The sequence below is a fragment of the Sphingomonas sp. KRR8 genome (assembly GCF_023559245.1).
In the GTDB taxonomy this organism is placed as follows: Bacteria; Pseudomonadota; Alphaproteobacteria; order Sphingomonadales; family Sphingomonadaceae; genus Sphingomicrobium.
The window spans coordinates 138,401-159,712 of sequence record NZ_CP097462.1 but is presented as its reverse complement, the minus strand read 5'-3'; the positions used below and the strand labels follow the sequence as shown (position 1 = coordinate 159,712).

Here is a 21,312-nt window from a genome sequence, read left to right as displayed (position 1 = left end):
GAGACCGATACGGTCGGCGGAAGGCCGACCTGCGTCCATCAACATAGGAATTCCACATGAGCCAGCTGCCTCACTACAACTATCCGGCCAACACGCTTCTCGAGATCGATGGCGCCCAGTACCATCCCCAGCCGTCACCGGTCCCGGGACGGCTTCACCTCATCCACGTCATCACCGGGCAGCCCTTTCTTTGTCCTGACCACGACGGCACCATCAGCTATCCGACGCCCGAGGCGCTCGACGAGCTGAAGATCCAGGGGCGTCTCCGTGAAATCTATCCCGAGCCCTTGCTCAATGCACAGAAGATCGCTGCCAAGACTGAGTGGGACCATTCCGACTGCCTCGCACTCGATCCCGGCTCGGAGAAGATGCTCGTGCAATGCGAGTTGCTCGACGAGAACAATGTTCCGAACGGCATCAAGGCAATGCAGATCGCATTGCCTCACCTTTGGACCGACGAACTTCGGCAGAAATACGGCGAACACGACAACATTCACAACATCAGGCGTTGGCGCAGTGAGCGCGGGGTGAAGGGCCGCCGCACCTGCAAGGACATGGTGCGGATGAACGGCAAGGTGCCCCGTGCGCCTTGGCTCAACGACGTGGTCGAGCAGATCAAACAGAAGCATGCTATGCGCTGCGCGGCGACGGAAGGTTCATTCATCGACCACCTCGCACTCGCTTCCGCAGAGCTGACCCTGGTCAACAATGGGCATCATCCCTTCTATCCCGCACCGGATACGCCCTACCGGTGCTTCAGCTACGCAACCTTCCGGCGCGCCTGTCGGAAGATCATCGGGAGCGAAATCGACGAGGCGCGGCATGGCCCCGATTACGTCGAAGCCAAGCACAAGGGGGCGGGAAAGAAGCTCACCGCCAATCGCATCCTGCAGCGTGTGATCATCGATCACACCGAGCTCGACTGTTTCATCGTCTCGGATGAAGCCAAGCCATGGTGCGCCGAGCGCGCGTGGCTCACGCTGGCCATCGACGTGCATTCGCGCGCCTGCCTTGCCGCGCTCGTCACCCTCCTTCCGCCGAGCTACTGGACGGTCTTCGAGATCGTGCGGCGTATGTTGCTGCCCAAGCGGCCGCCGTCGCGCCTCGTTGAGCGTTTTCCGATCCTGCGCCGGCTTTGTGGTCGACCGACGGAAATCATCGTCGACAATGGCGTCGAGTTTCGTTGCAAGAGCATGCGCGATTTTGCCCGCAGCACCGGCATCAGCATTCGCCACGCTCCCATCAAGAAGCCGCGCTACAAGGCGATTGGCGAACGAGCTTTCGGCACCATTCCCGTCTGGCTCCTGGAAGGGCTGCCCGGTCACACAAAAAGCATTCAATACAACCGCATTGCCAAGAACGAACCGCAAGCCAAAGCCGAAGTAACTCTACTCGGACTGGAGGCTCGCGCGAACTGGACCACCGGCGAGTATAATGTTGCTCCTCACGAGGGCATCGACAATCGCCCTCCAGCCCTCATGTTTCAAAATTCGGCCAATGCGCACGGCATCGATGTCATGTGCGATATCCGCGCAGCCATGATTAACATCATGGAAGTCGAAGAAAACGTACGGATCACGAACTCTGGCGCCCGTATCTTCGGCTTGCGGTATCATTCCGTCCGGAACGTTCCCACTCTCCTCAACGACAATTTGCGCTTTGAGCCCCGGCGCAAGAAGGACGATGCCGTCGGCATCACCACCAAGGTCAAGTTCGACCCTTCCAACATCGCGACGGTCCACGCGTGGAACCGCCACACCCGCACCTACGTGACACTGGAATGTGAGGATGCGTCCTACAGTGACGGCATGCCGCTGGCGTTCCATCAAAGCCTGATGGAACGTGCCGCCGCCGAGGGCCGGGCATTCTGTTCTGAGGACGAGCGGCTCGAGTTCCGCGCTGTCCGCATTGCCGCCATCAAAGATGTCGCCCCGAAGGCAAAAGCCCGCGAAAAGGCCGAACTCGCCCGCCTCTACGAGCATCCGCGCATTCGCCAGCTTACCGGCAATATCGTGAGCGTGGACTTCGACGTTGCAGAGGCTGTCCCTACCGACGGGTTCATCACCCACGACCAGGCTTCGCAGACGGCGTTTGACGTCGAAGTGATGACCGGAGCGCCGCCCCGGCACCGCCGGACACCTGCAAAGGGTCGCTCAGATCGGCGCAGTCTTCCCGACACCGCCTCCAAGGGGGATGCAGCACCGATCAAGCGCAATAAGCGCTCGCGGGCCGCTGGTGGGGAGTACGCAGCATGAGCGCCATTCAAAACATGCGCGATCGTAACGATCGCGTGGCCCGTGCGCGCCTCGCTATTGGCGAAATCTCGCTACCCTATGCTCCACAGATCGAGTTGAAGGTCGCAATCGACGAACTGCGGCAAACCGCACAGCTGACCCGTGGCCGTCCACAGCGTGGCGTGCACCTGTTCGGTCCGTCGTTCGCGGGAAAGACCACAGCGGCCCGCGACCACGCCGAGAAAGTCTTCGCCGATGAGGGTAAGGCCTTGGGCACCCTGCCCATCGCGATCGCCACGGTCGATCCCGACGGCTCTCTCGCGAGTGTCGGCACGGACATCCTTCGCGCCTTGGGGGAGCCTCGACCAGATCGAGGCTCCGCCAGCTTACGCTGGGAGCGCGTCTGGAACTGCCTGCCCGATCGGGGCGTCCAGATCCTGGTGCTGGACGAATTCCAGCGAGCAGCCCGCCGTCCGACCATGAGCCCGGTCATCGCAGCCAAGGTGCAGGACATGATGGAGGCCGGCTTATGCGCGGTCGCCTTCCTTGGACATGAGTCAGCGCACGACGTGTTCAAATCTGCGAGTGATCTCTCCAATCGCCTCGACGTCCCGGTGACCATGGGCCAGCTCGATTGGAATGACAGCGACGATCGATCGCTCTTCTGTGATTTCGTTGATCGCTACGATCACGCGCTCGTTTCGTCCGGCGTTACCAAGGCCCTTTCGGGCTTGGTTGCGGACGAAGACCAGCTTCGCCTCCTCCACGAAAGCGCCAATGGTCTGATCGGCCAGTTCTGCCGCATCATCGAAACAGCGGCCATCGCCATCGTTCGTGCAGGCGAAGCCTCGATTTCGTGGAACGACGTGAGCGACGCGGTGGATGACTGGTCGATCGCCAATCGGCGCATTGACTACAACCCGTTCCACGACGGATTTCAGTCGTGAAATCGGTCGTTCCCATCGTCGGCGAGTCCCTCAACAGCCTCCTGCACCGGTGGGCTGCTGCAAACTTCATCGACAGCATGATCGATGTGACCGGCCACGGCGGTGTCGAATATCCCAACGCGCAAGATGCCGCTCTCAACGAGCGCCGTGATCTTGCTTCCATCGCTGAGCGCGTCGGTCTTTCGATATCTGAGCTGGAACGGCGCCGGCTCCCGCTCACCAGCGACGGACTTTCGCGAGAGATCAATGGGACGATCATCCGCAAAACAGACTTGGAGGTCTTCGAACGGCGCTTCGCGCCTGCGAGCCTCAGCATCTCGCCGCACCATCGAACGACGTGGATGGTGCGCACCATCTCGTTTTGTCCGGAGAGCTGGCAATATCTCCAGAACCGCTGTCACCGGTCTTCATGCGGCGCTCTGCAAGGATGGGTACGGACGTTTGGCATCGATCGCTGCGATCGCTGCCTCGCCGACCTTTCACAAGGCGCCGGCGGCTTCGTCCCCGAACCCGAGCGAGCGGCGCTGACCAATGTTGTGAACCTGTTCAGCCCCTGCCCAGAAGTTCGCAAAGCGGCTTTGGCCGGCCTCTCACCTGCCTTGGACACGATGACGACCGCCGCCGCCTATGAGCTCCTCATCCGAATCATGAAGGTGATCGACCCACAAATCACGCTGAGCCGGACCACTACCCACCTCGGGCAGCCCGAGGCGCTGTCCAGCTCGATGGCAAAGGCATGGGAAATCCTATCCCACTGGCCCCATGCCTTCCTCGATCTTGCCGCTGACCGGCTCGCGCCGAGGCACGGCCGTGATGACGGCAATGAAGGCGAAACCATGCGCTTTCTCAATCTATGGCGCAGTCGGTCCACGCCAGCCGATCCCATCGTCTGCACCGTCGCAGAGAAGCTGTGTCGTTCCGTCGATATCGCCGATCCTGCTAATGAAGGTCGATTCATCGGTCTCTCGCCAGCGGCGGCCCAGCTTGGTCTGAAACAATCCCGACTTTCGACCTTGCGACGTGACGGTGTGCTCAAAACCAAGTTTGCTATCCGCCGCGACAGACCACTCGCGTCCTTCTGCCCCATCGAAATCGCTTCGCTAAACGACGGTTGCAAGGATCGGATCTCGCTCGAGACCGCCCGGTCTCAGCTGGGCATCAGCGCCCATGGGGTCGAGCAGCTCTTGGCTCTCCGTCTGATTGACGAGGTCACTCATCCTTACTTCAAAGAGAGGTATCACTGGCGCCCCGTTAGTCGCCAGTCGGTCGAAGGTCTGTGCCGACGCCTCGAAGAGTTTTCTCAGATTCTGGGTGTCGAAACCGTCCGCTTGCCAATCGCAATGACCAGCATCGGTGGACGGCTCAAACCTTGGGGAGTTATCTTCGAACGGTTCTTGGACGGGGGTCTCGACTATGAGCTTGAGGCAGGGCCTGGTCCTCTAGTTCGGCGCATCAAGATCGCAGCGTCGGCAGTCCCCGTGTTGGCCGAAGTTCATTTCGATCCAACGCTGGTCACGTCTGATTTCGCCGTCACCATGTCAAAGCGAGATGCGGCCGAAACACTCAATCTTGGCCCGGTTCAGGCGACAGCACTGCTCTCGAGCCAATATACGCCGCGCGGGTCGCGCTCGCCCGTTGTGCCGCACGACGATGTCCAACGATTGGCCCAGCGATACATCAGCACCGCCGAATTAAGCTGGCGCCTCGGAAAGTCCAAGCAGGCCGCTTACTTCGCGGCAAAGGCTGCTGGCGTGAAACAGATTTATCCGGGTGGCTTCTGCCGATCTGACGCGATCGCGCTGCTCAATCTCAGCTAGACCGACGTCAACTGGAAGGAACGGGCCGCTGGAATTAGCGGCCCGTTTTTTTGTGCTTGGCTTCCTTAGGAGCAACCTTGTGAAAACCTGATCGAGTTAGGAGCATCTCTGAGCAAATGCTCTTTGATGAAAAAGTGATACCCATGGGGGAAGAAGAGCAGGTCTAAGGCCCTTGGACATCCTTTCCCAAAACCGGTCAGGTAAGTTCGGCGAGCATCTCTTCCGTGCGATGGAGGCGGGCGTCCACGTCGTCGAGCGCCTCTCGAAGCAGGAAGCGATCGCCTTTCTCCTCCAGGTCGGCCGGCAGCTTGTCGACGCTTCGACCCGGGCGGGGCGTGAAGGCGATCGCGGCCGGGCCCGCGTCCACCTTGGCGATGTTCGCACTCCGCGCCAGCACCCGCACCCTCGCGGCCGCAAGTATCAGTTGCACTTCGGCGGGCAATTCACCGAAGCGATCGGTCAGCTCCTGCTCGAACTGCTCGAGCGCGCCGATTTCTTTCAGGCGGGCAAACCGGACGTAAAGTCCGACCCTGATCTCCTCGTCGGGAATCCAGCTTTCGGGCAGGTGCCCGCCGGAGCCGAGATTGAGCTGCGGAGTCCAGTCGTCCACCGCCTCACCCCGCGCCTCGCGCAGCGCGCGTTCGAGCAGATGCTGATAGAGATCGACTCCGATCAGCTTGACGTGGCCCGACTGCTCGTCACTCAGCAGGTCGCCGGCGCCACGCTGGTCGAGGTCACGAGCGCTGATCTCGAAGCCCGCACCCAAACGGTCGAACGCCTGCAATGTCGCCAGCCTCGCGCGCGTCCTCGCCGCGATTTCCGCGCCCTCTTCCGTCAGCAGATAGATCTGGCCACGCCGAGCGCCACGCCCGACCCGGCCGCGCAACTGGTGCAGCTGCGACAGTCCAAAGCGGTCGGCGCGCCACACCAGCATGGTGTTGGCGCGAGGCACGTCCAGGCCAGCCTCAATGATGTTGGTCGCCAGGAGCACGTCACCCTCGCCCCCCGCGAAACGGACCATCACCTCGTCGATCTCGGTCGCCGGCAGCTTGCCGTGAGCCTGCAGCAACTCAAGCTCGGGCGCCGCCTTGCCGATGCGCGCAGCCATGTCGGCCATGTCTTCGATCCGGGGCACAACGACGAAGCTTTGCCCGCCGCGTTGCTGTTCGCGCAGCAAGGCCGTGCGGACGCTTGCCTCGTCATAACTCGCGATCGTGGTCCGGATCGGTTGCCGCCGCGCCGGAGGGGTGCCGAGCACCGACACCTGCTGCAGACCGATCAAGGCCATCTGAAGCGTGCGAGGAATGGGCGTGGCGCTGAGTGAAAGCACGTGGCCGGCACCGAGCCCGCGCAGCTTAGCCTTGTCGGCTGCACCGAAGCGCTGCTCCTCGTCGACGATAACCAGCGCAAGATCATGATATTCCACGGCCTTGCCGGCCACGGCTCCAGTCCCGACTACGACTTTGATCGTACCGTCCCTGATCCCGCCAAGAGCCTGCTTGCGCTCGGCCGGAGAGGTCAGCCGCGAGAGGCCAGTCACCTCGATGCCGAGAGGGCCGAAGCGCTCGCGCGCGGTCTCGAGGTGCTGGCGTGCAAGCACCGTGGTGGGTGCGGCGATCACCACCTGCCGGCCGGATAGCGCCGCAACAGCCGCCGCCCGTAGCGCCACCTCCGTCTTGCCATAGCCAACGTCGCCGATCAGCAGCCTGTCCATCGGCTTGCCGGAGGCGAGATCGTGTCGGATCGTCTCGATCGCACGGGCCTGGTCGGCGGTTTCGGTGAAGGGGAAACTGGCGGCGAACTGCTCATATTGGTCGCACTCGGGCTCCAGCGCCGGCGCTTCCGTTCGTTCCCGCTCGGCGGCCAGGGCCACCAATCCGCGCGCGGTTTCCGCAACGCCTTTCACGATATCGAGACGCCGCTTCTCCCAACTCGATCCGTCGAGCTTGTCGAGCGTGACGGCCTCCTCGTGGGCGCCATAGCGCCACAGCCGATCGGCTTCAGTGACCGGCACCAGCCGCCTTCCGTCAGCCGCGAAGCGCAGCACGATTGCTTCGCCTTCCCCCTCGCCCATTCCCTGCAATCCAGAGACGACAGAGATGCCATGATCCTCATGCACCACTACGTCGCCAATGCGCAGTTCGGGTGCCTGCAGTAGCGCTGAAGGGTCGCTAAGCGCACCCGCGTCGTCGCGCTGTGCCCTGCTTCCCAATAGGTCCGCGGCGCTGACGACCACCAGTCCCGGACGACAAAAACCCCGAGCGAACGGCGTGCACAAGGTCGCCACCTCTCCCGCCCCGAGCCTCTCCAGGTCAACCCAGGCGTCGAGTTGTCGGGGGTGGACCTCGAGCTTGCGCTCCATCCGCGGCGTCAGGAAGCGCAGGTCGCGGGCGGTTCCGGTGATCACCAGCCGGTCGCCTTTGCGGATCACCTCGCGCGCGAAACGCACAAAGGCGCGCTCAGGCGAACGATACTCAACGAAACGCGGCGGCAGATCTTCACCGCTCTCCGGAGGGGCCAAATTCCCGTGCTGCCGAACCGCGCCTCCCCACCGTTCATCCTCACAGATGTCGCGCAGGGCACGCTTGGGACGGCGCTTGCCCGCGTCGGCGGCGAGCGCGAGGAAGCGCAGCCGCCGCCCGTCGGCTTTGGCCGCCATTCCAAGTAGCGCATCGGGCAAATGGTCCAGCAAGGTCGCGCCATCGCCCAGCGCGGGCTCGCTCACCCTTCCGAGTTCAAGTCGCTCGCAGTCTGCGTCCGTCAATTGGCTGACGGGATCGAACGAGCGGATGGAGGTCACGACGCCTTCCGGTGCTTCGATCCGGAAAGGCCGGCCCGTATCGGCCGGGAAAACGTCTAACACCTGACCGCGCAAGCCCACCTCGCCGGGCTCGTCGATCCGGTCGTCGGCTACATAGCCGAGCCCAATCAGTTCAGCAGCGAGTTCCTCCAGGCTTCGTTCCTGCCCAACCTCGATGATCGGCGGCGCGGTCGCGAACGCTTCGGGTGGGGCGGTCAGCCTCGCGGCAGCTTCACCGCTGCTGATCAGCGCCACCCGCCGCCGCTCGGGACGGCTCAGCTCGACATTGATGTGCCGCAGCACTGCCGTTCGCTCACCCGCGTTGGCCGGTGTCGGAGGGGCCGACTCGCCGGGCAGCGCGTCGCTCGCCGGATAGAACAGGACCAGCGCATCCGGCGCCGCAGCTGCAATCATCCGCTGCAGGTCACGGCCAGCAAGCTCATCGTTTGCCAGATAGATGAGGTCGCCCTCCAGCAGGGCGTCCAACAGGGCCGCTGCGGTCTCTTCAATTGTCGGTGGGAAGTGGAATGCGGTGGCGGCAGCATTGGGACGCTCGGATGGTGATGTAGACACATGCAATCGAACCAGCGGCAGAGACGCTCGTTCCAGCCGCTCGCTCACGCTTGACAGCAAGCGACGAAAGGTGGCCTTTTCCGCACTTGGGGGGATCAATGATCCGACACCTTTGCGCCTGGCTTGCCGTCCTACTCGCACTCATTCCGGCGCCTGCCTCGGCGCAGGCGGGACCTGTTCGGCGCATCGTTGCAGTTGGCGATCTCCATGGCGACTTCGAAGCCTGGCAGGCAATTTCGCGAGCCGCCGGCCTGACCGACGGCCGAGGGCGCTGGGCCGGTAAATGCACCACCTTCGTGCAGACGGGCGACATCCTCGACCGGGGTCCTGGAAGCCGCAGGATCCTCGACCAGCTCATGCGGCTGCAGCGCGAAGCACCCCGGAGCGGCGGGCGAGTGGTCGTGCTCACCGGCAATCACGAGGCGATGAATGTCATCGGCGACCTGCGCTACGTCGACCCAGGCGAGTATGCGGCCTTTGTCACACCCGACAGCGCACGTTTGCGCGACCTTCTCTATGCGGACCAGGCCGCGTCCTTCGCGGCCCGCGTGGGCGCCGCCGAGCGTAAGCTCACGCCAGCCCAGGTCCGCGCGCTGTTTGACAGCGAGGCACCGCTCGGTTTGGTGGAGCACCAGCTCGCCTTCGACCCGGCTAAGGGGCCATATGGCCGCTGGATCGCCGGCAACCCTGTGGTGGTGAAAATCGGCGACTCCCTGTTTGTGCACGGGGGCATCTCCGTCGGATATGCGAAGCGCCCGCTCGACAACATCAATCAACAGGCGAATGCCGAATTGCTCGCCCGCCGGCAGGACGAGGCAGCCCTGATCAACGATCCGCTCGGTCCGCTCTGGTACCGCGGGCTCATCACGCGGGCGCCGCAGCCGGGTGAACAGCCGACCGCGGTTACCTCGCCCGCCGCCGCTCGGCCCAGCATAAGCGACGAGATCACCCAGGTGCTCGCTGCCACCGGAGCCAAGCGCATTGTCGTTGGCCACACGCCATCGCTCAAGGGCATTATCATCGATCAGGACGACCGGCTCGTTCGGATCGATAGCGGGATCAGCCGCTATTACGGCGGCCCCCTCACCTATCTCGAGATCCTCGGTGACCGGCTCGTACCTCATGTGGTGCCACGGCCCCCACCAACCCGAACGGAGGCACGCTGATGCGCTATTCCCTTGGAGTGATCCTGCTGGTGGGAGCGACAATCGCTGGCACGCCCGCGAAGGCAGGTCCCTCCACCCCCTTGTTCAGCAGCGAAGAGCCGATCGTCATCACGATCTCCGCCCCCATCGGCCAGCTCAGCAGCGACCGGGACAAACGCAACCAGCGCGTCGGCACCCTGACGGTGGGCACGGAAACGCTACCGGTTCGCCTGAGCCCGCGCGGGATCACCCGGCGTGCAGCCGACGTGTGTGACTTTCCGCCGCTCAAGGTCGATTTCCTCAGCAAACCGGCAACAGGGCTATTCGCCGGACAGAAGAGCCTCAAGCTAATCACCCATTGCCGAAACCTGCCGCAGCACCAGCAATATGTTCTTCTCGAGCAGGCTGCCTACCGCATGTACAATCTGCTGACACCGGTCAGCTTCCGTACCCGCCTTGCCAACATCACCTACACCAATCCGCAAGGCCGGCCCGTCGTCACTAGAGTGGGCTTCTTCCTGGAAGATCTGGATGACGTCGCTCGCCGCAATGACATGAAGAAGGTCCATGAGGCAGACCGCGTGCCGCTTGAGCGGATCTCGCCGGTCGATGGTGGCCGCTTCGGCCTGTTCGAATATGTCATTGCGAACCTCGATTGGTCGATGCGCGCCGGCCCGAAGGGCGAGCCCTGCTGTCACAACGGACGGCTGCTGCAGGCCAGTCCAGGCGGACCCTACGTGCCCGTGCCCTATGATTTCGACTTCTCGGGCCTGGTCAGCGCACCCTACGCCACGCCCCCTGCCGAACTGCCGGTGAGGAATGTTCGGGTGCGCTTATATCGTGGCTATTGCGCCCATAACCGGGGCGCACTCGCCGCGGCCGGCTCGATGCGGCAAAAACGGGAAGAGTTTCTCCAGCTGCTCGCATCGATGCCGGGCCTGACACCGGCCACGGTGCAGCGCGCGACGGCGTTCCTCCAGCCCATGTGGAACGAACTGGCCACCGACCAGTCGGTTCAGGCGAGCATCCTGTCCAAGTGCGTGAATTAGGAAGGCTTGCTTAGCTCGCTCATCGATTCCGGCAGCGGCGCGGCCGTACCGCGCACGCCCGGACTGAAGTCCGCCATGTAACGCTTCATTCCTTCGCGCTCGCCATATTCGGTCAGCCAGAGCATCACGAAGCTGAAGCAGAAGGTCAGGCTCATCACATAGGACAGTTCGGCCGCGCCAGTCCCCGCCGCTAGTCCGATGCCAACGCTCAGGAGGATGTAGAGCGCGTCGCCCGAACTCTTGAGGCTGTTCTTGAAGCGAACCGCACCGGCAATGCCACCCAGCGCGAAGGCCAGGCTGAGGCTGTTCTGTACGATGATGACGATCGACGTGACAGTGATCGGCAGAACTAGAATGGTGCTGATCAGCGACTGGTCGTAGGCATCTTCACTACGGGTGGCCATATAGACCCAGCTGACTGGCCATGAGGCAAGGAAGGCAGCCAGCACTGCCGCAAGCATCCAGCCAATGCTGCCGCCGATGGTCGCCACATGATCGAAGCTGCCCTTGGCCACCGGCTTGAACGCGTTGGCGCCTTCAGCGCCCGTCGGTTGAGTGATCAGGTGCTGCGCGCTGCCGATCGGAAGCATGTTCTGAAGTGCGGGATAGCGGGTCAGAAGGAACCAGGCGACGACGGCGAGAACGCTAAAATAGGCCAGCAAGATGGCCAGCAGCCGGACAGCGCGCATCTCGTCCCCCCGATCGAGCCAATTGGCTTGTCGCGAAGCTACGCTCCTACGGCCCGCTTTGCCAAGTTATTCCGGATCGATCAGCGTGACCTCGATTGGCTTGATTGGCTTCAGAACGGCGTAGCTCTCCTCGATCGGATCGTGAGGGAGCGGCGGCCAGTCCACCACGGGCAACGGAAGCTGCGTGTCCGGCAGCCGGTCGAGCAGGTCGCGGATGAGCGTCAGCCGGCCCAGCCCCTGATTGTTGAAATCGATCAGCGTCCAGGGCGCGTGCTTGCTGTGCGTCTTCTTGAGCATGCGCTCGCGCGCCTCGGTGTAATCGTCGTATCGCTGCCGCGCCTCAAGGTCGATCGGCGACAGCTTCCAGCGTTTGAGCGGATTCTCCAGCCGCTCCCGGAAGCGCTTTTCCTGCTTCTCCTGGTCGCAGCAGAGCCAATATTTGAACAGCAGGATGCCGTCGTCGATCAGCATCTTTTCAAATGCGGGCGCCTCCTCAAGGAAGCGTTCGACCTGCGCGTCCGTTGCAAAGCCCATCACCTTCTCAACGCCGGCTCGATTGTACCAGCTGCGATCGAAGAGAACGATCTCCCCCTCCGCGGGCAGATGCGGGACGTAGCGCTGGAAATACCATTCCGTCTTCTCGCGATCCGTCGGCGCGCTCAGCGCCACCACGCGGCATTGCCGCGGATTGAGCGGGCGCTGCACCGCCTGGATCGCACCACCCTTTCCCGCCGTGTCGCGCCCCTCGAACAGCACCAGCACGCGCTGCTTCGTTTCCGCCACCCAGCGCGCCATGTCGCCGAGCTCGGCCAGCAATGGCTCCAGGTTGCTCTCATATTCGTGGGCGCTCAGCTTGCGCAGTCGTTTCCCCATGGCGGGGATAGTGTCAGTCCAAACGAGCCGGGGCAACCGTCAGTCGATTAGCTTGCCCGGATTGAAGATGTTGTGCGGATCCATGGCGCGCTTGATGGCCCCAAGCGCGAACAGCCGCGCGGGCGAACTCAACCGCTGCAACTCCTCCCGCTTCATCTGGCCGATGCCGTGCTCCGCAGAGATGGAGCCGCCCGCTTCCGTGACCAGATCGTGCACCAGCCGGCTCGCCGCCGAACCTTCCTGCTCCATCCAGGCCGCGGCGCCGTGCGCCGGCGCGCGAACATGGAAATGGACGTTGCCGTCGCCGAGGTGCCCAAATCCGGACGCATCGGTGCCGGGGAAAGCTTTTTCAACGGCGGCGGCTGCCTCGATCATGAATCGCGGCATGGCACCGACTGGGACGGAGATGTCGTGCTGCAGTGCCGGGCCATCGCGCTTCTCAGCTTCCGAGATGCTGTGGCGAATGCGCCAGAAAGCCTCTGCCTGCGTATCGCTTGCGGCGATCGTCGCATCTGCCAGCAAGCCGGCGTCGAGTGCGGCGGCCAGCAAGTTCTGCAGAAGGGGTCCTGGTGCTTGTGCACGATCCGAGGTGGAGGTCGCTTCTATAAGGACATGCCACGGGTGCGTTCCCGTCAGCGGTGCGCGCGTGTCGGGAATGTATCGAAGCACCCGATCCAGGCTGTCCTGCGGCAGGATCTCGAAACCCTCGACCGCGTCGGTGTGGGCTTGGAGGAAGCGGAGGAGGTCGAGGCCCTGTTGCGGGCTCGCAAGACCGACCCAAGCCACCGCACGGTCGCGAACTGCTGGAACGAGGCGCACCGCGACCGCCGTAATAACTCCGAGCGTCCCCTCCGCCCCCACCAGCAACTGGTCCAGGGCATAGCCGCGATTATCCTTCTTGAGCCCAGCAAGCCCGTCATGCACCAGCCCGCCGCTCAGCACTGCCTCTACGCCGGTGACCAATTGCCGCATGGTCCCAAAGCGCAGCACCTGCGTTCCACCGGCATTGGTCGAGGCAAGGCCGCCGACCGTCGCGCTGCCGTGGGCACCCAGCGTCAAAGGAAAGCGCTGCCCCCGTTCCAAGGCGGTGGCCTGCAGGTCGGCAAGGATCACGCCAGCCTCGGCGACCGCAACGCCGTCGCCGATGGATCGGACCTTGTTGAGGCGCCGAAGTGATAAGAGCATGCAAGCGCCGCTCGCGTCCGGGGTCGCGCCGCCAACCATCGACGTGTTGCCGCCCTGAGGCACCAAGGGGACTCCATATTCCTCGGCAAGCCGCACGACGTCAGCGACCTCGTCCGTGCTGGCCGGCTGCAGCAGCGCCGCCGCCCGCCCGGTCCACTTCCCTCGCCAGTCGGTCAGCCAGGGGTGAATGTCGGAAGAATCAGTCAGCACGCCGCGCGCGCCGAGGCTCGGCCGCAATCGTTCGATCATCTGCGCGGCACTGCTCATGGTTCGTCACATAATAGCTTGCCTCGCCCAGCGCGAGCGGCGACGTGAAGCGCATGAGCGAGACACACCCCTTGCACGTCACCATGATCGTAGCCCGTGCCCGAAACGGCGTCATCGGTCGGGACGGTGCTCTGCCGTGGCACCTCCCCACGGATCTCAAGCGGTTCAAAGCGCTGACCATGGGCACCATCATGGTGATGGGCCGCAAGACGTTTGAAAGCCTGCCGGGAATTCTGCCGGGGCGGCGCCACCTCGTCATCACCCGGGCGATGGACTGGACCGCGCCCGGCGCTGAGGTCGTTCACTCTGCGGAGGAGGCACTGGCGCTCGCCGCTGGCGAACCAGTCAGCATCATCGGTGGTGCGGAGATCTTTGCACTAATGCTGCCTCGCGCCGACCGAATCGAAATGACCGAGGTACTGGCTGACCTGCCCGGCGACACCCGGATAGCCGACCCAAGGGAAAGCGGCGGGTGGCGCGAGACGGCCCGGGAAGAACATCCGGCCGAGGGTGATCGACCCGCCTTCGCCTTCATCACTTTGGAGAGAGCGTCCTAGGCGGAAGCCCCGTCGAGAATGGCATCGATCTGCGACGCGACGTCCTCGACGCTCGCCATACCATCGACCCGGCGCACCAGCCCCTTGTCTTCGTAGTAGGGAAGGATCGGCGCCGTCTTGGCGCGATACTCGGCCATGCGCGTGCGCACCGTCTGCTCATTGTCGTCGGGCCGCCGCTTGAATTCGTGGCTGCCACACACGTCGCAGGTGCCCTCGACCTGCGGCATCTTGAAGCGATCATGATAGCTCGCCCCGCAATTGGCGCAGGTGAAGCGGCCGGTGATGCGCTCGACCAGGGCCTCCTCGTCGACCTCAAGCTCGATCACGTAGTCGAGTTTCCGACCACGCTGGGCCAGCAGAATCTCGAGGGCTTCGGCCTGGTGGCCGGTGCGGGGAAAACCGTCGAAGATCGCGCCCTTGTCAGCAGTCTCGTCGAGCCGCTCGCCAATCAGCGCCGAGACGATCGCGTCGCTGACCAACTCGCCCGCCTCCATTACCGCCTTGGCCTTCAGGCCGACGGGGGTGCCGGCCTTGACCGCTGCGCGAAGCATGTCGCCCGTCGACATCTGGACCATGCCGCGCTCGCGCTCGAGCCGCTGCGCCTGGGTGCCCTTGCCGGCACCGGGCGGCCCGAGAAGTATGATGTTCACGCGAAACGCTCCCGCCTGTTCAGCGCCACTGTCATCAGACCGTCACTCAAGATGCAAGCGGTCAGCGCCGGGCCGACCGCGCACCCTTCAGCTTGGCCTTCTTGATGAGGTCGCCATATTGATGGGCGATCAAATGGCTCTGGATCTGGCTCACCGTGTCCATCGTCACGTTAACCACGATCAGCAGGCTGGTCCCGCCCAGATAGAACGGAATGCCGGCCTGCGTGAACATGATCTCCGGCACCAGGCAGATGATCACCAGATAGGCCGCGCCAAGCACCGTCAGACGATTGAGCAGGCGGTCGAAATATTCCTCGGTGGCCTTCCCCGGACGAACACCGGGGATGAATCCGCCGTTGCGCTTCAGATTCTCCGCGGTCTCTTCCGAATTGAACTGCACCGCAGTGTAGAAGAAGCAGAAGAACACGATACCCAGCCCGTAGAGGGTCATGAAGATCGGGCTGCCATGCTGCAGGTAGGTCGAAAGGGTGATCAGGAAGTCGCTCCCCCCCGCGTTCGGCGAACGCGCACCAGCCATCTGAATGACGGTCAGCGGCATTAGCAGCAGCGAGCTGGCGAAGATTGGTGGGATCACGCCAGCGGTGTTGATCTTGATCGGCAGGTGACTGCGCTCCTGGCTCATCATGCCCCGCGCGGTGGCCCGCTTCGGATACTGGATCAGGACCCGGCGCTGTGCTCGCTCCATGAAGCAGATGAACAGGATCAAGCCGACAACCAGGGCGATCACCAGAATGATGACGATCGGGTCCATGGTTCCTGCGCGCCCGCCTTCGAGCAGCTGCGCCAGGTGGCTGGGCAGAGACGCAACGATACCTGCCATGATGATCAGCGAGACGCCGTTACCGATCCCGCGGCTGGTGATCTGCTCGCCGATCCACATCAGGAACAGGGTACCGCCGATGAGGCTCACCGTTGCCGCGACACGGAAGGTCAGCCCCGGCTGCACCACTGCCGCGATGTTCTGGGTCGCTCCCAGGCCCTCTAGGCCGACCGCGATGAAATAGCCCTGCACCATCGTCAGAAGCACGGTCAGGTAACGCGTATACTGATTGAGCCGCTTGCGCCCGGTTTCGCCCTCCTTCTTGAGGGCCATCCAGGGCGGATACATGGTCGCAGCGAGCTGCACGACGATCGACGCCGTGATGTAGGGCATCACGCCGAGCGCGATGATGCTCATGCGCTGCAGACTGCCGCCCGAGAAGGTATTGAAGAAGTCGAGCACGCCGCCCTGCTGCGTCTTGAACAGCTCCGCCATAGCCCGTGGGTCGATGCCCGGCATGGGCACGTGACTGAGCAGACGGAACAGGATCAGTGCCCCGATCGTAAACCAGATGCGCTTCTTGAGCTCGGTCGCCCGGCTAAAGTTCGAGAACGTGATGCTGGAGGCCAGGCGTTCGGCTGCGGATGCCATGAATGGTCCTTGAAGGATAAAAGGCGGCGGACGGCTCCTAAGCCCCCCGCCGCCTCATATAGTCGCGTTCACCGGCTTGAGAAGCGCCGGAGCGAGGCGGCTTACTTGCCGGACTTCGCGGCCTTGTTGGCGATGCGCACCTCGCGGGCCTTGCCCTTCTTGGCAGCAGCCAGCTCGGCCGGGTCCTTGCGCTCGATCAGCTCGATCGAGCCACCAGCCTTCTCGACCGCCTCGCGGGCGCCCTTCGAGACACCGGCAACCCGGAATGCCAGCTTGGCGGTGAAGTCGCCCTTGCCGAGCAGACGAACGCCGTCCTTGCCGCCACGCGCCAGGCCGGCAGCCTTGAGCGCCGCATGGTCGATCGTGCCGTCGGTGCCGAGCGTCCCGGCATCCACCAGCTTCTGGATCGCGCCGAGATTCACTTCGGCATAATCCCGAGCGAAGATGTTGTTGAAGCCGCGCTTGGGGAGCCGCATGTGCAGCGGCATCTGGCCACCTTCGAAGCCGAAGATGCTGACGCCGCCACGGCTCTTCTGGCCCTTCTGACCGCGCCCGGCAGTCTTGCCGAGGCCCGAACCGATACCACGGCCGACACGGACGCGGCTCTTGCGGGCACCAGGATTATCGCGGAGTTCGTTGAGTTTCATGTTCTGCACTCGCTTTCGCTGTGATCGCGCAGCTGGCCGGAGCCAGCAAAGAGGTGGAGCCTAGCGCTCCACCGACACCAGATGCTGCACCTTGCGGAGCTGGCCGGCGACCTCGGGGGTCTCCTCCACCTCGACGGTGCGGTGCATCTTGTTGAGGCCGAGACCGACCAGCGTTGCACGCTGAGTCTTGTCCCGGCGAATCGGCGAACCCGTCTGGGTGATCTTGATGGTGGCCATCTGGGCTTACTCCGCAATCGCTTCGGCGGTCGCTTCCGCCTCGGCGCTGCCCATGCCGCCACGGCCGAGCAGGTCCGCGACCTTTTTGCCGCGACGCTGCGCCACCGAACGGGGGCTGGTCTGTTCCTTGAGCGCCTCGAAAGTTGCCCGGATCATGTTGTACGGGTTGGACGTGCCGACCGACTTGGTGACCACGTCAGCCACGCCCAGGCTTTCGAAGATGGCGCGCATCGGGCCACCCGCGATGATCCCGGTTCCCGCCGGAGCGGTACGGACCGTGACGCGACCAGCACCAAAGTGGCCAAGGCCGTCATGGTGCAGGGTGCGGCCATCACGCAGCGGAACCCGGATCATGGCCTTCTTGGCCGCCGCGGTCGCCTTGCTGATGGCTTCCGGCACTTCGCGAGCCTTGCCGTGACCGAAGCCGGCGCGGCCCTTGCCGTCACCAACCACGACCAGCGCGGCAAAGCCGAAGCGCTTGCCGCCCTTCACGGTCTTCGAGACGCGGTTGATGTGAACCAGCTTCTCAATCAGTTCCTCGCCGTCGTCATCCCCGCGCGGGGCACCACGACGGTCGTCGCGCCGACCGCGGTTGCCGCCGCCGCGATTGTCACGACCGCCGGGGCCACCGCCGCGACCACCACGGCCGCCACGCGGACCACGGCCCTCGGGCGCCGGAGCACCGGCGTCGGCTGCGACCGCCGCCGCCGGAGCGTCGGGATTGCCGGCCTGGGTCTGGGTTTCGATCTCGTCAGCCATCACTTAGAACTCCAGACCGCCCTCTCGGGCGGCGTCGGCCAGGGCCTTGACCCGGCCATGGAAGAGAAAACCGCCACGGTCGAACACGACGCGGTCGACGCCCGCCGCTTTGGCGCGCTCGGCAAGTGTCTTGCCGACCAGCTTCGCACCCTCGGTGGTGGCATTGGTCTTTCCGCGCAGATCCTTGTCGAGAGTCGACGCCGCCGCGACCGTGCGGCCAGCGGCATCGTCGATCACCTGTGCGTAGATGTGTCGGCCCGAGCGATGCACGGACAGCCGCGCCTTGCCCGACGCACGCGCCTTGAGCGCCGTGCGAACCCGGCGACGACGCCGGTCGAAGAGGGAGAGCTTGGCCATTACTTCTTCTTCCCTTCCTTGCGGAAGATGAACTCGCCGCGGTACTTGATGCCCTTGCCCTTGTACGGCTCGGGCTTGCGCCAGCGACGGATCTCGGCCGCGACCTGGCCGACCTTCTGCTTGTCGATACCAGTGATCTCAACCGTGTTGGGATCGGGCGTCTTGACCTCGATACCCTCCGGCACGGCGTAGTTCACGTCGTGGCTGTAGCCGAGTTGCAGGCGCAGGTTCTTGCCCTGGGCCGCAGCGCGGTAGCCGACGCCGGTGATCTCGAGGACCTTGGTGAAGCCCTCCGTCACGCCGGTGACGAGGTTCAGCACGTTGGTGCGCTGCATGCCCCACGCCGCCCGGGCGCGCTGGCTCTCACCGATCGGCTGAACGCTGATCTGGCCTTCTTCGACCGTGGTCGAGACGAGGTCATCCAACACGCTCATCGAAAGGGTGCCCTTGGGCCCCTTCACGGACAAGGTGCGGCCTTCGAGATTGGCGGTCACGCCGGTCGGAACCGGGACGGGCCTTTTGCCGATGCGGCTCATCTTAGAACACCTCCGCCAGCACCTCGCCGCCCACGTTCTGCTCGCGCGCTTCCGCGTCGGACAGAACGCCACGGGGCGTCGAGACGATGGTCATGCCGAGGCCGTTGCGGATCCGCGGCAGCTCGCTGGCGCCCGAATAGACCCGGCGACCGGGCTTCGAGACGCGGGCGAGATGCTGGATCGCCGGCTGGCCTTCGAAATACTTGAGTTCGATCCGCAGGCCCTTGTGGCCCGACAGCTCTTCCTCGGCGTAGCCGCGGATATAGCCTTCGCGCTGCAGCACGTCGAGCACGCGGGTGCGAAGCTTCGACGCCGGCGTCAGGATCGAGTCCTTGCGCGCCTGCTGGCCGTTGCGGATGCGGGTGAGCATATCACCCAGGGGATCGGTCATTGCCATCAGTTCTGGCCCTTACCAGCTCGACTTCGTGAGACCGGGAATGAGGCCCTTGTTGCCCATTTCCCGAAGCATCACGCGCGACAGACGGAACTTGCGGTAATAAGCGCGGGAACGACCCGTCAGCTCACACCGATTACGGATCCGCGTCTTGTTACCGTTGCGCGGAAGTTCGGCCATCTTGAGCCGTGCGATCAGACGCTCGGTCTCGTCGAGTGACTTGTCGTTCGCCTTCGCCTTCAGCTTTTCCAGCTTGGGCGCGGTCTTCTCGACCAGCTTGCGACGCCGCTCGTTCTTGTTGATGGAACTCAGTTTCGCCATGACTTAAGTTCTCTCCTACAGCCGCTCAGGCGGCCTGCTTCTGATCGTCGGCAACCGGGAACGGGAAGTTGAACAGGCGCAGCAGTTCGCGCGCCTCCTCGTCCGTCTTCGCAGTTGTCGTCACGATGATGTCCATTCCCCGGACCTTGTCGATCTGATCATAGTTGATCTCGGGGAACACGATCTGCTCCTTCAAGCCCATGGCATAGTTGCCACGACCATCGAAGGACTTCGGATTCAGGCCGCGGAAGTCGCGGACCCGCGGCAGTGCCACGGTCACCAGCCGGTCAAGGAACTCGTACATCCGCTCGCGGCGCAGAGTGACCTTGCAACCGATCGGCATGCCCTCACGCAGCTTGAACTGAGCGATCGACTTCTTGGCCTTGGTAATCACCGGTTTCTGACCGGAAATCGCTTGCATCTCTGCGGCGGCCTGCTCGACCTTCTTCTTGTCCTGGGTCGCCTCACCGACGCCCATGTTGATGACGATCTTCTCGAGCTTAGGCACTTCCATGCGGTTCTTGTAACCGAACCGCTCGGTCATCGCCGGCGCGATGCGCTCGTCATAGTCCTTCTTAAGGCGCGCGACATATGCGTCAGCCATTGATCAGCTCCCCGGACTTGACCGCCACCCGGACCTTCTTGCCGTCGCGCTCCTCGAAGCGGACTCGGGTCGGCCCGCCGGTCTTCGGGTCGGCAATCGCGACCTTGGACACGTGCAGCGGCGCTTCCTTGCGCTCCAGGCCACCCTGCGGGTTCTCCTGGCTCGCCTTGCGATGGCGGACAGCGACATTGACGCCGCTGACGACCACCTTCTGCTCCTTCGGAAGGGACTGGGTGACCTCACCGGTCTTGCCCTTGTCCTTGCCCGACAGAACGACGACCTTGTCGCCCTTCTTGATGCGCATCTTCGACCGTGCGGCCGTATTCTGGGCGGCAGCCATCACAGAACCTCCGGCGCCAGGCTGATGATCTTCATGTGCTTCTTGCCGCGCAGTTCGCGCACGACCGGGCCAAAGATACGGGTGCCGATCGGCTCCTCGTTCTTGTTGACCAGCACGGCGGCGTTCGAGTCGAAGCGGATCACCGAACCATCGGGACGGCGGATATCCTTGGCAGTGCGAACAATGACCGCGCGATGCACGTCACCCTTCTTCACACGGCCCTTCGGCTGCGCTTCCTTGATGGAGACGACGATGATGTCGCCAACACCGGCGGTACGACGCTTCGACCCGCCCAGCACCTTGATGCACTGGACGCGCTTGGCCCCGCTGTTGTCTGCGACGTCCAGGTTGGACTGCATCTGGATCATGGGTTCACCCTATCCTTGACTACTACGGGGCTCAGACGTTGGCCGCTTCGGCGAGGTCCGAAGCCTTGGCTTCGTTGACCCGCTCGACGACGGTCCAGGTCTTGAGCTTCGACACGGGCGCGCATTCCTGAATGCGAACCTGCTCACCCACCGAATAGGCATTGGCCTCGTCGTGGGCATGGTACTTCTTCGACAGCTTGATGATCTTGCCGTACAGCGGGTGCTTCACCCGCCGCTCGACGCGGACCACCACGGTCTTGTCACCCTTGTCGGACACCACGGTGCCGGTGAGGACGCGCTTGGGCATCTATTCTCTCCTCAGCCCTGCTGCGCCGGAGCGCTTTTGGAGCGCTGGCCCTGAAGGGTCTTGATGCGGGCGATGGTTCGACGAACCTCGCGCACGCGGCTCGGCTTCTCCAGCTGGCCAGTGGCCGCCTGAAAACGCAGGTTGAACTGCTCGCGCTTGAGGTCGCCCAGCTGGGTCGACAGCTGATCGTCGGTCTGGACCGACAGGTCTTCACGCTTGGCCAT

24 protein-coding genes are annotated in these 21,312 nt (G+C 63.7%); 6 read left to right on the top strand and 18 right to left on the bottom strand.

Annotated elements, in window-relative coordinates; all coding sequences use genetic code 11:
* The first annotated feature begins 56 nt into the window (after window positions 1-56).
* The 3 genes from M8312_RS00770 to M8312_RS00760 are packed head-to-tail and all read left to right on the top strand — an operon-like array spanning window position 57 to window position 4,998.
* Window positions 57-2,255: an integrase catalytic domain-containing protein gene (locus M8312_RS00770; RefSeq protein ID WP_250118499.1), complete on the top strand. Its 2,199-nt coding sequence runs from the start codon at window positions 57-59 to the stop codon at window positions 2,253-2,255.
* Complete coding sequence (locus tag M8312_RS00765) at window positions 2,252-3,181, top strand: ATP-binding protein (RefSeq protein ID WP_250118498.1); 930 nt, start codon at window positions 2,252-2,254, stop codon at window positions 3,179-3,181. Before M8312_RS00770 ends, M8312_RS00765 begins: the two co-directional genes overlap by 4 nt.
* Entirely contained in the window at window positions 3,178-4,998 is a 1,821-nt protein-coding gene (locus M8312_RS00760) for a TniQ family protein (protein ID WP_250118497.1), read from the top strand. Before M8312_RS00765 ends, M8312_RS00760 begins: the two co-directional genes overlap by 4 nt.
* 196 nt (window positions 4,999-5,194) lie before the next feature.
* On the opposite strand, the gene M8312_RS00755 is transcribed toward M8312_RS00760, so the two are convergent.
* Window positions 5,195-8,371 carry a helicase-related protein gene (locus M8312_RS00755; protein WP_250118496.1) on the bottom strand — a complete coding sequence of 1,059 codons (3,177 nt, stop codon included), beginning with the start codon at window positions 8,369-8,371 and terminating at the stop codon, window positions 5,195-5,197.
* A 98-nt stretch (window positions 8,372-8,469) separates the two neighbouring features.
* Here M8312_RS00755 and M8312_RS00750 point away from each other — a divergent pair, with 98 nt between their 5' ends.
* Together M8312_RS00750 and M8312_RS00745 are read left to right on the top strand one after the other, a co-directional pair.
* Complete coding sequence (locus M8312_RS00750; RefSeq protein ID WP_250118495.1) at window positions 8,470-9,537, top strand: metallophosphoesterase; 1,068 nt, start codon at window positions 8,470-8,472, stop codon at window positions 9,535-9,537.
* Entirely contained in the window at window positions 9,537-10,565 is a 1,029-nt protein-coding gene (locus M8312_RS00745) for a hypothetical protein (RefSeq protein ID WP_250118494.1), read from the top strand. Before M8312_RS00750 ends, M8312_RS00745 begins: the two co-directional genes overlap by 1 nt.
* Here the strand turns inward: M8312_RS00745 and M8312_RS00740 are convergent.
* From M8312_RS00740 to M8312_RS00730, 3 genes are all read right to left on the bottom strand, one after another.
* Window positions 10,562-11,254, bottom strand: coding sequence for a DUF4956 domain-containing protein (locus M8312_RS00740; protein WP_250118493.1), 693 nt, complete (start codon window positions 11,252-11,254; stop codon window positions 10,562-10,564). The two genes, M8312_RS00745 and M8312_RS00740, sit on opposite strands and share 4 nt — an antisense overlap.
* A 66-nt stretch (window positions 11,255-11,320) precedes the next feature.
* Window positions 11,321-12,127, bottom strand: a complete 807-nt coding sequence (gene ppk2, locus M8312_RS00735) for a polyphosphate kinase 2 (RefSeq protein ID WP_250118492.1) — start codon at window positions 12,125-12,127, stop codon at window positions 11,321-11,323.
* A gap of 39 nt (window positions 12,128-12,166) precedes the next feature.
* Window positions 12,167-13,579, bottom strand: coding sequence for an FAD-binding oxidoreductase (locus M8312_RS00730; protein WP_250118491.1), 1,413 nt, complete (start codon window positions 13,577-13,579; stop codon window positions 12,167-12,169).
* Between the two features lie 53 nt (window positions 13,580-13,632).
* Here M8312_RS00730 and M8312_RS00725 point away from each other — a divergent pair, with 53 nt between their 5' ends.
* Window positions 13,633-14,136: a dihydrofolate reductase gene (locus M8312_RS00725; protein WP_250118490.1), complete on the top strand. Its 504-nt coding sequence runs from the start codon at window positions 13,633-13,635 to the stop codon at window positions 14,134-14,136.
* Here M8312_RS00725 and M8312_RS00720 read toward each other — a convergent pair.
* From M8312_RS00720 to rpmC, 14 genes are all read right to left on the bottom strand, one after another.
* The gene (locus M8312_RS00720) at window positions 14,133-14,786 is read right to left on the bottom strand and encodes an adenylate kinase (protein WP_250118489.1); all 654 of its coding nucleotides are present in this window, start codon (window positions 14,784-14,786) and stop codon (window positions 14,133-14,135) included. The genes M8312_RS00725 and M8312_RS00720 overlap by 4 nt on opposite strands.
* Before the next feature lie 61 nt (window positions 14,787-14,847).
* Window positions 14,848-16,218, bottom strand: coding sequence for a preprotein translocase subunit SecY (gene secY, locus M8312_RS00715; RefSeq protein ID WP_250118488.1), 1,371 nt, complete (start codon window positions 16,216-16,218; stop codon window positions 14,848-14,850).
* 101 nt (window positions 16,219-16,319) lie between these two features.
* Window positions 16,320-16,865 (bottom strand): 50S ribosomal protein L15, encoded by a 546-nt coding sequence (gene rplO, locus M8312_RS00710; protein ID WP_250118487.1) that lies wholly within the window; start codon window positions 16,863-16,865, stop codon window positions 16,320-16,322.
* 60 nt (window positions 16,866-16,925) lie between these two features.
* A complete protein-coding gene (gene rpmD / locus M8312_RS00705) occupies window positions 16,926-17,102 on the bottom strand; it encodes a 50S ribosomal protein L30 (RefSeq protein WP_250118486.1) in 177 nt (58 codons plus the stop codon).
* Window positions 17,103-17,108: 6 nt separating this feature from the next.
* On the bottom strand, window positions 17,109-17,861 hold the full coding sequence (gene rpsE, locus M8312_RS00700) for a 30S ribosomal protein S5 (RefSeq protein WP_250118485.1): 753 nt from the start codon (window positions 17,859-17,861) through the stop codon (window positions 17,109-17,111).
* A 3-nt stretch (window positions 17,862-17,864) separates the two neighbouring features.
* Entirely contained in the window at window positions 17,865-18,218 is a 354-nt protein-coding gene (rplR, locus tag M8312_RS00695) for a 50S ribosomal protein L18 (protein ID WP_250118484.1), read from the bottom strand.
* Window positions 18,218-18,754: a 50S ribosomal protein L6 gene (rplF, locus tag M8312_RS00690; protein WP_250118483.1), complete on the bottom strand. Its 537-nt coding sequence runs from the start codon at window positions 18,752-18,754 to the stop codon at window positions 18,218-18,220. The genes rplR and rplF overlap by 1 nt, the downstream gene beginning before the upstream one ends.
* A 1-nt stretch (window position 18,755) precedes the next feature.
* Window positions 18,756-19,151 carry a 30S ribosomal protein S8 gene (gene rpsH, locus M8312_RS00685; protein ID WP_250118482.1) on the bottom strand — a complete coding sequence of 132 codons (396 nt, stop codon included), beginning with the start codon at window positions 19,149-19,151 and terminating at the stop codon, window positions 18,756-18,758.
* A gap of 12 nt (window positions 19,152-19,163) precedes the next feature.
* Window positions 19,164-19,469 (bottom strand): 30S ribosomal protein S14, encoded by a 306-nt coding sequence (gene rpsN, locus M8312_RS00680; protein WP_250118481.1) that lies wholly within the window; start codon window positions 19,467-19,469, stop codon window positions 19,164-19,166.
* Window positions 19,470-19,494: 25 nt separating this feature from the next.
* On the bottom strand, window positions 19,495-20,073 hold the full coding sequence (gene rplE, locus M8312_RS00675) for a 50S ribosomal protein L5 (RefSeq protein ID WP_250118480.1): 579 nt from the start codon (window positions 20,071-20,073) through the stop codon (window positions 19,495-19,497).
* Window positions 20,066-20,413 (bottom strand): 50S ribosomal protein L24, encoded by a 348-nt coding sequence (rplX, locus tag M8312_RS00670; protein WP_502957431.1) that lies wholly within the window; start codon window positions 20,411-20,413, stop codon window positions 20,066-20,068. The genes rplE and rplX overlap by 8 nt, the downstream gene beginning before the upstream one ends.
* Window positions 20,413-20,781, bottom strand: coding sequence for a 50S ribosomal protein L14 (gene rplN, locus M8312_RS00665; protein WP_250118479.1), 369 nt, complete (start codon window positions 20,779-20,781; stop codon window positions 20,413-20,415). The genes rplX and rplN overlap by 1 nt, the downstream gene beginning before the upstream one ends.
* A gap of 31 nt (window positions 20,782-20,812) precedes the next feature.
* Window positions 20,813-21,088, bottom strand: a complete 276-nt coding sequence (gene rpsQ / locus M8312_RS00660; RefSeq protein WP_250118478.1) for a 30S ribosomal protein S17 — start codon at window positions 21,086-21,088, stop codon at window positions 20,813-20,815.
* An 11-nt stretch (window positions 21,089-21,099) separates the two neighbouring features.
* Window positions 21,100-21,312 carry a 50S ribosomal protein L29 gene (gene rpmC, locus M8312_RS00655; protein WP_114226639.1) on the bottom strand — a complete coding sequence of 71 codons (213 nt, stop codon included), beginning with the start codon at window positions 21,310-21,312 and terminating at the stop codon, window positions 21,100-21,102.

Bases quoted from the DNA above. Each gene is read 5' to 3' on its own strand.
- rplF (WP_250118483.1), bottom strand. From the start codon at position 18,754: ATGAGCCGCATCGGCAAAAGGCCCGTCCCGGTTCCGACCGGCGTGACC.
- M8312_RS00725 (WP_250118490.1), top strand. From the start codon at position 13,633: ATGAGCGAGACACACCCCTTGCACGTCACCATGATCGTAGCCCGTGCC.
- M8312_RS00745 (WP_250118494.1), top strand. From the start codon at position 9,537: ATGCGCTATTCCCTTGGAGTGATCCTGCTGGTGGGAGCGACAATCGCT.
- M8312_RS00750 (WP_250118495.1), top strand. From the start codon at position 8,470: ATGATCCGACACCTTTGCGCCTGGCTTGCCGTCCTACTCGCACTCATT.
- ppk2 (WP_250118492.1), bottom strand. From the start codon at position 12,127: ATGGGGAAACGACTGCGCAAGCTGAGCGCCCACGAATATGAGAGCAAC.
- M8312_RS00770 (WP_250118499.1), top strand. From the start codon at position 57: ATGAGCCAGCTGCCTCACTACAACTATCCGGCCAACACGCTTCTCGAG.
- rpsQ (WP_250118478.1), bottom strand. From the start codon at position 21,088: ATGCCCAAGCGCGTCCTCACCGGCACCGTGGTGTCCGACAAGGGTGAC.
- rpsN (WP_250118481.1), bottom strand. From the start codon at position 19,469: ATGGCGAAACTGAGTTCCATCAACAAGAACGAGCGGCGTCGCAAGCTG.
- M8312_RS00730 (WP_250118491.1), bottom strand. From the start codon at position 13,579: ATGAGCAGTGCCGCGCAGATGATCGAACGATTGCGGCCGAGCCTCGGC.
- rpsE (WP_250118485.1), bottom strand. From the start codon at position 17,861: ATGGCTGACGAGATCGAAACCCAGACCCAGGCCGGCAATCCCGACGCT.
- rplE (WP_250118480.1), bottom strand. From the start codon at position 20,073: ATGGCTGACGCATATGTCGCGCGCCTTAAGAAGGACTATGACGAGCGC.
- rpsH (WP_250118482.1), bottom strand. From the start codon at position 19,151: ATGGCAATGACCGATCCCCTGGGTGATATGCTCACCCGCATCCGCAAC.
- M8312_RS00765 (WP_250118498.1), top strand. From the start codon at position 2,252: ATGAGCGCCATTCAAAACATGCGCGATCGTAACGATCGCGTGGCCCGT.
- rplR (WP_250118484.1), bottom strand. From the start codon at position 18,218: ATGGCCAAGCTCTCCCTCTTCGACCGGCGTCGTCGCCGGGTTCGCACG.
- rpmD (WP_250118486.1), bottom strand. From the start codon at position 17,102: ATGGCCACCATCAAGATCACCCAGACGGGTTCGCCGATTCGCCGGGAC.
- secY (WP_250118488.1), bottom strand. From the start codon at position 16,218: ATGGCATCCGCAGCCGAACGCCTGGCCTCCAGCATCACGTTCTCGAAC.
- rplX (WP_502957431.1), bottom strand. From the start codon at position 20,413: ATGGCTGCCGCCCAGAATACGGCCGCACGGTCGAAGATGCGCATCAAG.
- rplO (WP_250118487.1), bottom strand. From the start codon at position 16,865: ATGAAACTCAACGAACTCCGCGATAATCCTGGTGCCCGCAAGAGCCGC.
- rpmC (WP_114226639.1), bottom strand. From the start codon at position 21,312: ATGGCCAAGCGTGAAGACCTGTCGGTCCAGACCGACGATCAGCTGTCG.
- M8312_RS00740 (WP_250118493.1), bottom strand. From the start codon at position 11,254: ATGCGCGCTGTCCGGCTGCTGGCCATCTTGCTGGCCTATTTTAGCGTT.
- rplN (WP_250118479.1), bottom strand. From the start codon at position 20,781: ATGATCCAGATGCAGTCCAACCTGGACGTCGCAGACAACAGCGGGGCC.